This window comes from Streptomyces sp. NBC_01217 (genome assembly GCF_035994185.1).
Lineage (GTDB): Bacteria > Actinomycetota > Actinomycetes > Streptomycetales > Streptomycetaceae > Streptomyces.
Genome location: NZ_CP108538.1, coordinates 1396403 through 1409053, shown reverse-complemented (window position 1 = coordinate 1409053; position 12651 = coordinate 1396403). Strand labels below are relative to the sequence as shown.

Below are 12651 nucleotides of genomic sequence, written 5' to 3'. Positions count from 1 at the left end.
GCTGGGATGGAGAGGTGACAGCCGACACCGCGACCGACGTCTTCGAGGACAACCGCCCCGTGCTCACCGGGGTCGCCTACCGCATGCTGGGCAGGATCGCCGATGCCGAGGACGTGGTGCAGGAGGCTTGGCTGCGCTGGTCGTCCGCACCGCGTGATGATGTACGGGAGCCGCGCGCCTTTCTCGTCAGGATCACCACCAGGCTCGCCATCGACCGATTGCGGCAGGTGCAGTCGCGGCGCGAGGCGTACGTCGGGCCGTGGCTGCCGGAGCCCCTCGTCACCGACTTCGGACCGGCCGCGCCCGACACCGCGGAACAGGCCATGCTCGCCGACTCCGTATCGGTCGCCGTGCTTGTCGTCCTCGAATCGCTGTCACCGCTGGAACGGGCCGTCTTCGTCCTGCGCGAGGCGTTCGGATTCCCGTACGCCGAGATCGCCGCCACCCTGGATCGCGCCGAGGCCGCGGTGCGGCAGCTCGCGGGACGTGCGCGACGCCATGTCGAGGAGCGCAAACCGCGCTACGACGTCGACCCGGCCCAGCGCCGTGACCTCACGGAGCGATTCCTCGCCGCGGCGGCCGGGGGCGACATCGATGAGCTGCTGTCCCTGCTCGCGCCAGATGTCCGGCTCGTGGGCGACAGCGGCGGAAAGTCCAAGGCGCCGCTGCGGATCATCGAAAGCGCCGACAAGGTCGGCCGCTTCCTCTTCGCCGTCGCCCACGACCAGATCCCGGACCTCGGTTTCCGGTTCCTGGAACTCAACGGTCGACCGGGCGTGCTGGTGCTCGCGGGCGGAAAACCCGATTCCGTCTTCCAGGTGGAGATCAGGGGTGGGCTCATTCAGTGCGTATATATCGTCCGTAATCCTGACAAGCTCACCAACCTGATCGCTGAGTAGCAGGACCTCACAGCGGCCGGGCGCGTTCTCAGCCGTCGCAAGCGCCTCCGGCTGCGCAGCAGTCCCTTCGTTGTCCCTGTTCGAAGCCCCCTGGACCGAGGTCGGCCGCGGGGTCTTGTGCTGCGGGCGCCTCACGGCACCACGAACGTCCTGTGAACGCTCTGCGGCAGAGCCCCGTTTCGCTGCGTGACCGAAGGAGGATTGGTCTTGACCAAGGGGGTGTCCCGTCCTATGGTCTGAACGTTAAGACAGGAACCTTTAATAAATAACGTCGCGGAATAGCCGCTGGGCGATTGCGGAGGACAGGGTGGGGACCACGCAGCTGGAAACGGTGCAGGAGCCGAAGTACTGGCACCTGAAGACCGTGCTCAGTGAGGCACTCGACTCAGACTTTGCGGTGGGCGAGATCCTGCCCAACGAGCGCGAGCTCGCCGCCCGGTTCGGAGTCGCACGGGCCACGCTACGACAGGCTCTGGAACAGCTCGAACTCGAAGGCAGGCTGCAGCGCCGCCGCGGCGTCGGGACCACCGTCGCCCCGCCGCGCGTCGGCGTCGCCGTCTCCACGGCACAGCGCGACTGGTCAGGCGGGGGTACCGGCGAGGCATGGCAGCCCGTGGACTGCACGACGGCGGTCGCACCTGCGTCCGTGGCGGCCGTTCTTGACGTGGACAGCGACGAGCCGGTGCACATCGTCCGTCGCATCCGGGTCACCCACGGGCAGGCGGTCGCGGCGGAACTCCTGTACGTCCCGTCGTCGTCCGTGCCCGAACTCTCCGCGATCGACGCCCCGTCCGGGCCCGCACGGGCCCGCAGTGTCCTGCGCGAACTGCACCGCCTCGGCCTCGACGGCCAGGACCGTTCGGTGGAACTCGGCTCGGCGCGCGTGGACGACGCCAAGGAGCTCGACCGGCTTCCCGGCGCCCCCGTCCTCGTCGTCACCACCCGCTACCTCGTGTCGGGCGGCACCGCGGCGCTCTCCGTCGCCACCTACCGGGCCGACACCTGCCGCCTCACCTTCGGTGACTCGGGCGACCTGGAGATCAGCCATCACAGCGAGGAGCGCCAGGCCTCCTGAACACGGCCGGCTCCACCGGCCTGTGAAGTCTCCGTACGGCCCGTCGCACTCAGCGGCGGGCCGTCACCGTTCCCTCCACCGCGAAGAGCTGCTCCTCGACATGATCGAGAGCCAGCCGCAGGGCACCCGTGGCCACCGCCGCCTCCCCGAGCAGCGACAGCGCGACCCGAGGCGGCCGGAGGCAGTAGCGGGCCAGCTCGCGGCGGAGCGGGTCCAGCACACCGTCCAGCCCGGCCGCCCAGCCACCGATCACCACCAGCTCCGGATCCAGCGCCAGCACCAGCGCCGCGACATCGTGCACCAGGCGCTGGATGAACCGCTCGACCGCCGCCTGCGCCCGGACGTCGCCATGCCGTGCCTCGGCGAACACGGCGGCGACGGCAGGCTCGTCCAACGGATCCAGCGGCGTGTCCGTCGTCGACAGAAGCTTCTCCGGCGTCGCCTCGCGGCCGAGGAGATGCAGCGCGCCGATCTCCCCCGCCGCACCGCCGAAACCGCGGTGCAGCCGCCCGCCGATCAGCGAACCGGCACCCGGACTCAGCCCTGCCAGGACGAACACGATGTCGTCGGACTCGGTCGCCGCACCCTTCCAGTGCTCAGCGACTGCCGCGGTATTGGCGTCGTTTTCCACGAGGACGGGGCAGCGGAAGGAGCGCCTCAGCCGCTCACCCAGCGCCAGACCCGTCCAGTCCGGCAGCGCGGTACCCAGCCGTACGGTCCCGTCGGCCTCCACGATGCCAGGGCTGCCGACCCCCACCGCGCGCAGACTGCTCCGGGCCACGCCGGTGCGCCGCAGGACGTCGGCGACCACGGCCCTGACCTTGTCGAGCCGCTCGTCGGCGCAGGCCGTCTCCGACACCTCGCGCGAGCCCGCCCCGATGATCCGGCCGTCCAGGCCCGACAGCAGTGCGGAGATCCGGTGCGGGCCGATCTCGATGCCCAGCAGATGCCCGGCCTCGGCCCGGAACCGGAACCGGCGGGCCGGCCGCCCCTGGCGTCGGGTCTCCCCGCCGTCGGGCACCGACTCCACGACCAGCCCGGCCTCGAAGAGCCCCTCCATGACGCCCTCGACCGTAGGCCGGGACAGACCTGTGATCCGGGTCAGGTCCGTGAGGGTGGGAGAGCCGGCGCCCCGGAGGGCGTGCAGTACCACCGCGGAATTGATCCGTCGCAGCAGCGACGGATCCCCACCGGTCAGCCGGCCCACGGTGTGTCCTCCCAGCTCGTGCGCATGTCAGGCGGATGGTACTCGTTGCCCGGGTACAGGGCGACCAGGTGTCGAAAAGGGCAACCGGCGGTCTGGGCCATCAGCTCGGCGAGACGAATCCGGACTCGTACGCTGCGATCACCGCCTGGGTACGGTCCCTCGCACCCAACTTGGCCAATACGGCGCTGACATGGGTCTTCACCGTCTCGACGCCGACCACGAGCTTGGCGGCGATCTCCGCGTTCGACAGGCCACGGGCCATCAGCCGGAGGACCGCGGCCTCCCGCTCCGTCAGTGATGCCCGCTCCATCGCCGCCCGCGCCTTGCTCGTGCCGTACTCGGCAGCGAGCTGCCGGACCGCCGCCGGGAACAGCAGCGACTCGCCCTCTGCGACCAGGCGCACCGCATGCACGATCTCGGCGGGCCGAGCACGCTTGAGGAGAAAACCGTCCGCTCCGGCGCGCAACGCCTCGTACACGTACTCGTCGTTCTCGAACGTGGTGACCACCAGGATCTTCGGTGGCTCCGGCACGGTCCGCAGCACCACCCGTGTCGCCTCGATGCCGTCCATCAGTGGCATCCTGACATCCATGGCCACCACATCGGGGCGCAACTGACGCAGCAATGGAATCACCGCGGCGCCGTCACCCGCCTCACCCACCACCTCGATATCGGGCTGCGCCTCAAGAACCGCGCGCAGCCCCGCGCGGACGAGAGGTTCGTCATCGACCAGAAGCACGGTAACCGGCATCGGGTCAGCCTAGGCCGTTCAATGGAAGGCTGGCGTGCACCCTCCATTCGCCGTCGTCCGGACCCGTCTTGGCCTTTCCACCCAGCAGCGCGGCCCGCTCACGGATGCCTCGCAGACCGCTCCCACCACCCCGCGTGCCCATCGAATCGGTGAGCGGGTTGGCCACCTCCAACTCCAGGCGACCCTTCGCGACGCTGATTCGTACCCGGACGGGAACCGCCCCTGAGTGACGGAGCACATTGGTGAGTGACTCCTGAAGGATGCGATACCCCTCGCGGGAGACCGCCCCGGGAACCTGCTCCAGCGGACCGGACACGTCCGCGTCGATCCTCGCCCCCGAACCACGCGCGGAATCCAGGAGCCGGTCCGCCTCCGCGAGCGTCGGCTGCTGCCCCACTGGCGTTCCCGACTCGCGCAGCACACGGAGCACCCGCTCCAGATCATCGAGCGCGTCCCGGCCGGTCTCCTCGATCGCTGCGAGTGCCCGCTCGGTGAACTCCGGATCGTGGGCCGCCCGGGCCGCACCTGCCTGCACGACCGCGACCGTCAACGCGTGCCCGATGGAGTCATGCAGCTCCCGCGCTATGCGATTGCGTTCCAGCAACTGCTCGGTCCTCTCCTCCAGAACGGTCAACCGCTGCACCGGTGAAGGGCCGAGAAGCCCACGGGCGGCCGCTGTGATCAGCTCGCCGCTCGCGACGACAACGGCCAGCAGCACGAGGATGGGCAAAGGCGCGAGGAGTGCGTACCACCAGTGCGGCTCCACCCCGCGGACCAGCCATTCATTGCTTGGACCAACGTCCGTTGCGGCGAGGACGAGGCCAACCGCCGTCGCGGGCAGCCACACCGTCGCGAACCATATGACGAGGGCGAGCAGCAGCCGTATCTCCAGCCACAACACCGTTCGCCAGCGATCCGCCCAGGTGGCGGCGGCTGTTGTGGAGATCGCAGCGCCGGACCTGCCCCGCTCCGCGGGCGTGAGCAGGAGCTGTGCCTGAACACCCTCAGCCAGTCGCATACCGGGCAACAACCCCACCGGCACGGCGAAGAGCGCGAGCAACCACGGCGTGTCCATGGAGATGAACAGCCACACGCTGCAGACCGCTCCGGGGATGAGGAGATGCAGCCATCGGGTGTAGGTGGCAGAGGTGGCCAATCGGCGGAGATAGCGGAACATGCCGCCATCGTGTCAGCCCACGTGTGCCCAGCGGCTCCCCCGACCGGGGGAGATGATCCCCACCTCCGGGGGAGGCCAGGCACCGGGTGCGACCGCGAGGCTGGGGACATGACCAGCATCGATGTCCAAGAGCTGACCAAGGATTACGGCACGACCCGCGCCGTGGACAGCCTTACGTTCAGCGTGAGACCCGGCCGCGTCACCGGCTTCCTCGGCCCCAACGGCGCGGGCAAGTCCACCACCATGCGCCTCGTTCTCGGCCTGGACCGGCCCACCGGCGGGACAGCCACGATCGGCGGGCAGTCCTATGCCGCGCTCGACGAACCGCTGCGCCGGGTGGGCGCCCTGCTCGACGCCCAGGCCGCCCACGGCTCGCGTACCGCGCGCGACCACTTGCTGGCCCTCGCGGTCAGCAACGGCATGGGTGCAAGCAGAGTGGAGAAAGTCCTTGAGGACGCAGGCCTCGGCGAGGTCGGTGGAACGCGCATCAAGACGTTCTCACTCGGCATGCGACAGAGGCTGGGCATAGCGGCCGCCCTGCTCGGCGACCCGGCGGTCGTCATGCTGGACGAACCGTCGAACGGGCTGGATCCGGAGGGCATCATCTGGATCCGGGAGCTGATGAAGAGGCTCGCCCGAGAGGGCCGCACGGTCCTGGTCTCCAGCCATCTGATGAACGAGACATCGTCTTTCGCGGACCACCTGGTGGTCCTCGGCCGGGGCCGGCTCCTCGCCGACATGTCCATGCAGGAATTCCTGGACTCCCGCAGTCGACCCCGGGCAAGAGTCCGCTCAACCGACCCCGCTCGGCTGCGCGGTGCTCTGGTCCGTAAGGGATTTGAGCCCGTGCAGGGCGACGACGGGCGCTGGTCGATCGACGGCGCGAAAGCGGGGGAGGTCGGTGCCATAGCAGCCGCCGAAGGCATTTCCGTCCTTGAACTCATCGACGAACAGACGACGTTGGAACAGGCGTATCTCGACCTCACCGCCGACTCCACGGAATTCGCGTCGGCAGCGACCTCGTCCACCAAGCGTCAGGAGGCCTGACCATGTCGACCACAGCACTGCTGCACTCCGAGTGGATCAAGATCAGATCGGTGCGGTCCGTCATCGGATCCCTGATAGCCGTCCTTCTTGTGACGCTTGCCGTCACGGTGCTCACATCCGCTACCGTCGGCCAGGCCGAGGCGGACAACGCGGACGCCGAGCTGCTCTTCAATGCCTTCTACGCATTGAACTTCGGCCAGATCGCGGCCATCGGCTTCGGGGCGACCGCGATCTCCTCCGAATACCTCAACGGCGCCCAGCGGATATCGATCGCCGCCGTGCCGCGCCGCAATCGCTTCTACGTGGCCAAGCTGACGCTCGTCGGTGCGTTGGCTCTCGTCGTCGGCCTCGCCGCCAGCTTCGGCGCCTTCCTGATGGGGCAGATGTTCATGGGGAAGTACGCCATGGACCTGGGGGAGCCGGGGGCCCTGCGGGCGGCCTTCGGCGGAGGGCTATATCTGGCCTTGATGGCCCTGTTCGCGGCCGGATTGACGGTACTGCTCCGAAGCGCCGTGGCCGTGCTCAGCCTGCTCCTTCCGTTCGTACTCATCGTCTCCTTCGTGGTCGGCGATGTCGCAGGTGGTGCCGCACAGTATCTGCCCGACCGGGCGGGACAGTTGGTGCTCCACCAGAACCCCGAAGGCAGTCTCGGACCGTGGGGCGGACTCGCGGTGACAGCGGCCTGGGCAGTAGCCGCCCTGCTGGCCGGCTGGTGGGCGATCCGGCACCGGGACGCATAGCCCCGGATGCGACGTCCTCAAGGACGGGGCAAGCTGGCTGAAAGCCCCTCAAACCTCATGACGCAGGGCGGCTTGTCAGTGCTGGACGGTTTACTAGCGGCATGACCACCGCACATCACCTCCGCCTCATCGACGGGATGCGCACCCGGGACTTCCCCGCGGAGCGCATCCGGTCAGGCTCGGGAGTCAGCGGGCCCGGCTATCACACAGCGTCCTTGCATGCGGACATCGACCACTGGGACGACGACGAGGCGGCGCGACTGGAACACCGGGCCCAGTGCCTCGCGGAGCATGACACGTTGCTGACGCTGCTCACCGGCCGCTGGGGCGAGCCGCAGACGATCAGTCTGTGGAGTGTGCAGGAGCGGATGATGGCCGGTGAGGAGATTCCGGAGGCGTGGGCCGAGACGATTGCGGGCTGCGAGTATCTCCAGCTCTGGCGGATCGGGGGCCGGTGGGTCGCCATGGGGCTCTACCTGGAGGAGGAAGGTCCCGGTTGTGAGCTGAGCGTTGTGGTGACGGAGATTGATCCGCCATAACGTGCAGGGGCGAGGGGCGAGGGGCGAGGGCTGCGGGTTGCTGCGATGCGACGGGATATCCGTGACGAAGGCAGGATCCACCAGCCGTCTGCAGCGGCTGGCCCGGACACCAGCTGGTTGCGATGGGGCAGGCGACCGCCGCCCATCGGCGTCGAGTTGAGGTGAAAGCGCCGAAGCGTCAGAGGCACTCGGAGAGGCTGAAGTCGTCGCATTCGGCGGAGGCGCGGAGGCGGCCGTACTCCTCCGCCATTGTCTGGGCGGTCCAGTGGGCGTTCAGGCCGCTGGGGTTGGGCAGGGCCCAGACGCGGGTGCTGCCGATGGTGTGGTCCTGAGGACCGATCCGGGCAGTTCGTCTACCGAAGGCCGTGCGGTACGCGGTGACCCAGACGACGGCCAGCCATCGCGGTCGCAGCTCCTCGACCTTGGCTGCCAGGATCTGTCCGCCCTCGCGGAACTCCTCGGCGGAGAGTTCGTCCGCACGTGCGGTGGCCCGGGCGACCACGTTGGTGATGCCCAGGCCGTATCGCAGCAGTTCGGTCTGGTCTGCCGGCTTCAGCTGCCGAGGAGTGAATCCGGACCGGTGGAGTACCGGCCAGAAGCGGTTGCCGGGGTGGGCGAAGTGATGACCCGTCGCCCCTGTCATCAGGCTCGGGTTGATTCCGCAGAACAGCACACGCAGGCCGCCCGCGACCACATCGGGAACGGTGCGGTCGCGGGCGGCCTGGAGCTCTTCGGGTGTCATCGGGTTGTGGTGGTGGCCGTCAGAGGATGGAGCCGGGCGTGTATCCGGCGGCGTCGGGGTGCTGCTTGCTGATCTCCTCGATACGGGAGATCAGCGCGGTGACCTGGTCGCCGGCCGCTCCCGTGAAGGAGAGCTTGTCGGCCATCAGGGCGTCCAGCTGCGCGCGGTCCAGCGGGATGCGCTCGTCGGCGGCCAGCTTGTCGAGCAGTTCGTTGCGCTCGGCGCCCTGTTCGCGCATGGCCAGGGCCGAGGCGACGGCGTTCTCCTTGATCGCCTCGTGGGCGACCTCACGGCCGACCCCGGCACGCACAGCACCCATCAGGACCTTGGTCGTGGCGAGGAACGGCAGGTAGCGGTCCAGCTCACGGGCGACGACGGCCGGGAACGCCCCGAACTCGTCGAGCACCGTCAGGAAGGTCTCCATCAGACCGTCGAATGCGAAGAACGCGTCGGGGAGCGCCACGCGGCGGACCACGGAGCAGGAGACGTCGCCCTCGTTCCATTGGTCGCCCGCCAGTTCGCCGGTCATCGACGCGTAGCCGCGCAGGATCACCATCAGGCCGTTGACGCGCTCGCAGGAGCGGGTGTTCATCTTGTGCGGCATCGCGGACGAGCCGACCTGGCCCGGCTTGAAGCCCTCGGTCACCAGCTCGTGCCCGGCCATCAGCCGGATCGTCTTCGCGACCGACGAAGGCGCCGCGGCCAGCTGTACCAGTGCCGTCACCACGTCGTAGTCGAGCGAGCGAGGGTAGACCTGGCCGACGGACGTGAAGGCGTGTGCGAAACCGAGGTGCCCGGCGATGCGCTGCTCGAGGTCGGCCAGCTTTCCGGCGTCGCCGCCCAGCAGGTCGAGCATGTCCTGGGCGGTACCCACGGGCCCCTTGATGCCCCGCAGCGGGTAGCGGCCCAGCAGGTCCTCAAGACGTCCGTACGCCACCAGGAGCTCGTCCGCCGCGGTCGCGAAACGCTTGCCGAGCGTGGTCGCCTGCGCGGCGACGTTGTGGGACCGGCCGGCCATGACCAGCTCGCGGTACTCGCCCGCCAGCTTGCCCAGCCGGGCCAGGACTGCCACCGTACGGTCGCGCATGAGCTCCAGGGAGAGCCGGATCTGCAGCTGCTCGACGTTCTCGGTGAGGTCCCGGGAGGTCATGCCCTTGTGGACCTGCTCATGGCCGGCGAGGGCGTTGAACTCCTCGATCCGGGCCTTGACGTCGTGGCGGGTGACCTTCTCGCGCTCGGCGATGGAGGCCAGGTCGACCTGGTCGACGACGCGTTCGTAATCGGCGAGGGCGGCATCCGGCACCTCGATCCCGAGATCCTTCTGAGCGCGCAGCACCGCCAGCCACAGCTGGCGTTCCAGCTTCACCTTCTGCTCGGGGGACCAGAGGACGGCCAGCTCCGTAGAGGCGTAGCGGCCGGCCAGGACATTGGGGATGCGAGGCTTCGCAGACACAGCAGTCACGTGTCCAGAGCTTACCTGTCGTCTTCAGCGGCCCGTTAGCGCCCACAAAGTCCATAAGGTCTATAAGGTCCAGGCTCCAGGCCCCAGGCTCCTGGACTCACCGTCCCACACACAGCGTGTGAGACACGTGTGAGACGAAAGCCTCCTGATCCAGGGAGCCGAGCCCATGCAGGACCGTAGCCCGAGCGCAGAGCGGGCCCGTTTTGCCGAGCACCCCTTCTCTGGGGTACTGCCGCCGGGGCCGGATCCGGCAGGCGTATCGCGAGGGCCAGGACGACCGGCCGGCCAGCCTGGGCCTCGTGCTCAACGCCGTGGTTCTGTGGAACACCCGCCACCTCGACGCCGCCGTCGCTCAGCTGCACGCCGAAGACCACGAGATCAAGGACGAGGACGGCGCCCGGCTCTATCCGCTCAAGGACCGGCGTATCAACTTCCTGGGCCGCTACCGGTTCAACATCCAGGCCGGCGGCCCCGGCCGGGACCTGCGTCCCTTCCGGGACCGGACACCGTGAGACGGCTCACCCAGGCTCATCCACGAAAGCCCAAAAAAAATCGGACGGCGATGTCGAGAACCCGCGTCCGGCTCCGTCCCAGGGGTGAACGCGACCACAATGGGTCGTACGAGCACCGAGGAGAACCACGATGGCCAAGTACCTGCTGCTGAAGCACTACCGAGGCGCCCCGGCTTCGGTCAACGACGTGCCGATGGACCAGTGGAGCCCGGAGGAGATCTCGGCGCATGTGCAGTACATGAACGACTTCGCGGCCCGGCTGGAGAAGACTGGAGAGTTCGTCGACGGTCAGGCGCTCGCCCCCGAGGGAGCGTGGGTCCGCTACGACGGTGAGGGGCGGCCGCCGGTCACCGACGGACCGTTCGCGGAGACCAAGGACCTCATCGCCGGCTGGATGATCATTGACGTCGACAGCTACGAGCGCGCCGTCGAGCTGGCCGGGGAGCTGTCGGCCGCCCCTGGGGCGGGCGGCAAGCCGATCCACGAGTGGCTGGAGGTGCGCCCGTTCCTGGCCGCGCCGCCCACCATCACGGAGTGACGTCACCGATGGACGAGGCCCTGCTCAGGAGCCTCACGCCGAGCGTGCTCACCGTCCTCGTCCGCCGCGGAGCCGACTTCGCGGCGGCCGAGGACGCCGTGCAGGACGCTCTGGTCGAGGCGCTCCGGGTCTGGGCCGCCGACCCTTCCCCAAGCTCTCGGCTTCGCTCGGGCAGGGGAGACCCCATTCGCGATGCCAAGGGCTGGCTGGTCACCGTGGCCTGGCGCAAGTTCCTCGACGCGACCCGCGCCGACGCCGCCCGCCGACGGCGTGAGGACCGCGTCGAGGAGGAGCCGGCGCCCGGGCCGACGCCTGCAGTGGACGACACGCTCCAGCTCTACTTCCTGTGCGCCCACCCGTCGCTGACCCCGGCATCGGCGGTCGCACTCACGCTGCGCGCCGTCGGCGGGCTGACCACCCGCCAGATCGCTGAGGCCTACCTGGTGCCCGAGGCGACCATGGCGCAGCGCATCAGCCGGGCCAAGCGCACCGTCTCCGGCGCGCGCTTCGACCGTCCCGGCGACGTCGCCACCGTGCTGCGCGTCCTCTACCTCGTCTTCAACGAGGGCTACTCCGGTGACGTCGACCTCGCCGCCGAGGCCATCCGGCTCACCCGGCAGCTCGCGGCCCGCATCGACCACCCCGAGGTGGCCGGGCTGCTCGCCCTCATGCTGCTCCACCATGCCCGGCGTGCCGCCCGGACCGCGTCCGACGGCAGCCTGGTGCCGCTCGCCGAGCAGGACCGCGGCAGGTGGGACACTGCGTTGATCGCCGAGGGCATCGGGATCCTCCAGGCGGCCCTCGCCCGCGACAGGCTGGGCGAGTTCCAGGCCCAGGCCGCCATCGCGGCCCTCCACGCCGACGCGCCCACCGCCGAGGAGACCGACTGGGTGCAGATCGTCGAGTGGTACGACGAGCTCACGCGCCTGACCGACAGCCCTGTCGTCCGGCTCAACCGCGCGGTCGCCGTCGGGGAGGCCGACGGACCGCGCTCCGGCCTGGCGGCGCTCGCGGCGCTGGACGCCTCACTGCCCCGCCACACCGCGGTGGCGGCGTACCTCCACGAGCGCGACGGCGACCTGGGGACGGCGGCACGGCTGTACGCCGAGGCGGCCCACAAGGCACCCAACCTCGCCGAGCGCGACCACCTGACGCGCCAGGCCGCCCGGCTCAACGCCCGCCGTTGTCGCTGACGGGTCGCGCTCGGATCTTCCCGCGGTACTGGGCGCGCCCCCATGGCCAGAGCGGTTACCTCATGTGAGTGGGCGGGTCGAGTCCAGCTGCACAACGCATTGCCGGCGAAGAAACCTATCGGCGACGACATGCGCGCTGGATACGTGGTGACTCAATGAGGTCGTTCCCACCTGATTTCGCAGGTCATGGGGCTGGTGTGGGTCGGGAGTGGCGTACTCGTGCCGGTGGTGGGCATGATCGCGTGGCGGAGATCGTCTGTCACCTCTGGACCCTCGGTGTTCGCCAGGACGAGGAGGGTCCGCAGGCGGGTCGTCGCGTGCCGGGCGTTCATCCGGACCGTGGCCAGGAATCGCTGGGTCTCGAGGTTCGCGAAGCCATGTTCGACGGGAGCGCGTTCGCGGCTGAGCAGGCCGTTTGCCTCCTTCTCGGCGTAGGTGAGCTGGTGGTTGCGGGTGGCATTGCAGCCGGTGATGATCACCGGGTTGTCGTCGGGGTCCTCGTCCGGGCCGACGAAGCCGAGTTCGGCCAGAGCTCCGAGTCCGGCCTCGCGCAGGTGCGCGGTGAGCTTGTTGTGCCGCGCTGTGGTGATCTCGCTGGAGCGTCCGGGGTTGGCCGCGGAGATCCGGATCAGGTGGCCGCGGGTGTCGGTGAGCGCGAGGAACAGCAGGCCGTGGGCCGTGTGTCTGCCGCTGCAGTTCTTACGGTTCGTGGTTCCGGTACGGCGACGGGTGCGCACGAGAATGCCGTCCAGCAGACGACGCGCCATCC

Annotated in this window: 13 protein-coding genes and 1 pseudogene; 8 read left to right on the top strand and 6 right to left on the bottom strand. The window is 69.3% G+C overall.

All coding sequences use genetic code 11. The annotated features are described in order from the left end of the window. The first annotated feature begins 14 nt into the window (after positions 1 to 14). Together OG507_RS05965 and OG507_RS05960 are read left to right on the top strand one after the other, a co-directional pair. Positions 15 to 899, top strand: a complete 885-nt coding sequence (locus tag OG507_RS05965) for an RNA polymerase sigma-70 factor (protein WP_327366073.1) — start codon at positions 15 to 17, stop codon at positions 897 to 899. Between the two features lie 307 nt (positions 900 to 1206). Continuing rightward, a complete protein-coding gene (locus tag OG507_RS05960) occupies positions 1207 to 1974 on the top strand; it encodes a GntR family transcriptional regulator (protein ID WP_327366072.1) in 768 nt (255 codons plus the stop codon). A gap of 49 nt (positions 1975 to 2023) precedes the next feature. On the opposite strand, the gene OG507_RS05955 is transcribed toward OG507_RS05960, so the two are convergent. From OG507_RS05955 to OG507_RS05945, 3 genes are all read right to left on the bottom strand, one after another. After that, the gene (locus tag OG507_RS05955; RefSeq protein WP_327366071.1) at positions 2024 to 3181 is read right to left on the bottom strand and encodes an ROK family protein; all 1158 of its coding nucleotides are present in this window, start codon (positions 3179 to 3181) and stop codon (positions 2024 to 2026) included. A 100-nt stretch (positions 3182 to 3281) separates the two neighbouring features. Beyond that, positions 3282 to 3932: a response regulator transcription factor gene (locus tag OG507_RS05950; RefSeq protein WP_327366070.1), complete on the bottom strand. Its 651-nt coding sequence runs from the start codon at positions 3930 to 3932 to the stop codon at positions 3282 to 3284. A gap of 4 nt (positions 3933 to 3936) precedes the next feature. Further along, on the bottom strand, positions 3937 to 5109 hold the full coding sequence (locus tag OG507_RS05945; RefSeq protein ID WP_327366069.1) for a sensor histidine kinase: 1173 nt from the start codon (positions 5107 to 5109) through the stop codon (positions 3937 to 3939). A gap of 108 nt (positions 5110 to 5217) precedes the next feature. Between OG507_RS05945 and OG507_RS05940 the strand changes: the two genes are divergently transcribed. The 3 genes from OG507_RS05940 to OG507_RS05930 all read left to right on the top strand — a co-directional run bounded on the left by OG507_RS05940 (position 5218) and on the right by OG507_RS05930 (position 7435). Continuing rightward, positions 5218 to 6156 (top strand): ABC transporter ATP-binding protein, encoded by a 939-nt coding sequence (locus tag OG507_RS05940; protein WP_327366068.1) that lies wholly within the window; start codon positions 5218 to 5220, stop codon positions 6154 to 6156. A 2-nt stretch (positions 6157 to 6158) separates the two neighbouring features. Beyond that, entirely contained in the window at positions 6159 to 6896 is a 738-nt protein-coding gene (locus OG507_RS05935) for an ABC transporter permease (RefSeq protein WP_327366066.1), read from the top strand. A gap of 101 nt (positions 6897 to 6997) precedes the next feature. After that, positions 6998 to 7435 carry a hypothetical protein gene (locus OG507_RS05930; protein ID WP_327366065.1) on the top strand — a complete coding sequence of 146 codons (438 nt, stop codon included), beginning with the start codon at positions 6998 to 7000 and terminating at the stop codon, positions 7433 to 7435. Positions 7436 to 7613: 178 nt separating this feature from the next. On the opposite strand, the gene mug is transcribed toward OG507_RS05930, so the two are convergent. Together mug and purB are read right to left on the bottom strand one after the other, a co-directional pair. Further along, complete coding sequence (mug, locus tag OG507_RS05925; protein ID WP_327366064.1) at positions 7614 to 8177, bottom strand: G/U mismatch-specific DNA glycosylase; 564 nt, start codon at positions 8175 to 8177, stop codon at positions 7614 to 7616. Between the two features lie 19 nt (positions 8178 to 8196). Continuing rightward, complete coding sequence (gene purB / locus OG507_RS05920) at positions 8197 to 9639, bottom strand: adenylosuccinate lyase (protein ID WP_327366063.1); 1443 nt, start codon at positions 9637 to 9639, stop codon at positions 8197 to 8199. Between the two features lie 233 nt (positions 9640 to 9872). On the opposite strand from purB, the pseudogene OG507_RS05915 reads away from it, so the two are divergent. From OG507_RS05915 to OG507_RS05905, 3 genes and pseudogenes are all read left to right on the top strand, one after another. After that, a pseudogene (locus OG507_RS05915) lies at positions 9873 to 10151 on the top strand (Tn3 family transposase); the annotation flags it as partial. 130 nt (positions 10152 to 10281) lie between these two features. Beyond that, positions 10282 to 10689, top strand: coding sequence for a YciI family protein (locus OG507_RS05910; protein WP_161066178.1), 408 nt, complete (start codon positions 10282 to 10284; stop codon positions 10687 to 10689). A gap of 8 nt (positions 10690 to 10697) precedes the next feature. Further along, a complete protein-coding gene (locus tag OG507_RS05905; RefSeq protein ID WP_327371877.1) occupies positions 10698 to 11882 on the top strand; it encodes an RNA polymerase sigma factor in 1185 nt (394 codons plus the stop codon). Positions 11883 to 12034: 152 nt separating this feature from the next. Here the strand turns inward: OG507_RS05905 and OG507_RS05900 are convergent, their stop codons facing one another. Further along, positions 12035 to 12649: a transposase family protein gene (locus OG507_RS05900; RefSeq protein ID WP_327366061.1), complete on the bottom strand. Its 615-nt coding sequence runs from the start codon at positions 12647 to 12649 to the stop codon at positions 12035 to 12037. Positions 12650 to 12651: the final 2 nt, after the last annotated feature.

Excerpts from the sequence above, each read along its gene's own strand:
- OG507_RS05940 (WP_327366068.1), top strand. The coding sequence starts at position 5,218 with ATGACCAGCATCGATGTCCAAGAGCTGACCAAGGATTACGGCACGACC.
- OG507_RS05905 (WP_327371877.1), top strand. The coding sequence starts at position 10,698 with ATGGACGAGGCCCTGCTCAGGAGCCTCACGCCGAGCGTGCTCACCGTC.
- OG507_RS05950 (WP_327366070.1), bottom strand. The coding sequence starts at position 3,932 with ATGCCGGTTACCGTGCTTCTGGTCGATGACGAACCTCTCGTCCGCGCG.
- OG507_RS05945 (WP_327366069.1), bottom strand. The coding sequence starts at position 5,109 with ATGTTCCGCTATCTCCGCCGATTGGCCACCTCTGCCACCTACACCCGA.
- OG507_RS05930 (WP_327366065.1), top strand. The coding sequence starts at position 6,998 with ATGACCACCGCACATCACCTCCGCCTCATCGACGGGATGCGCACCCGG.
- OG507_RS05935 (WP_327366066.1), top strand. The coding sequence starts at position 6,159 with ATGTCGACCACAGCACTGCTGCACTCCGAGTGGATCAAGATCAGATCG.
- OG507_RS05910 (WP_161066178.1), top strand. The coding sequence starts at position 10,282 with ATGGCCAAGTACCTGCTGCTGAAGCACTACCGAGGCGCCCCGGCTTCG.
- OG507_RS05900 (WP_327366061.1), bottom strand. The coding sequence starts at position 12,649 with ATGGCGCGTCGTCTGCTGGACGGCATTCTCGTGCGCACCCGTCGCCGT.
- mug (WP_327366064.1), bottom strand. The coding sequence starts at position 8,177 with ATGACACCCGAAGAGCTCCAGGCCGCCCGCGACCGCACCGTTCCCGAT.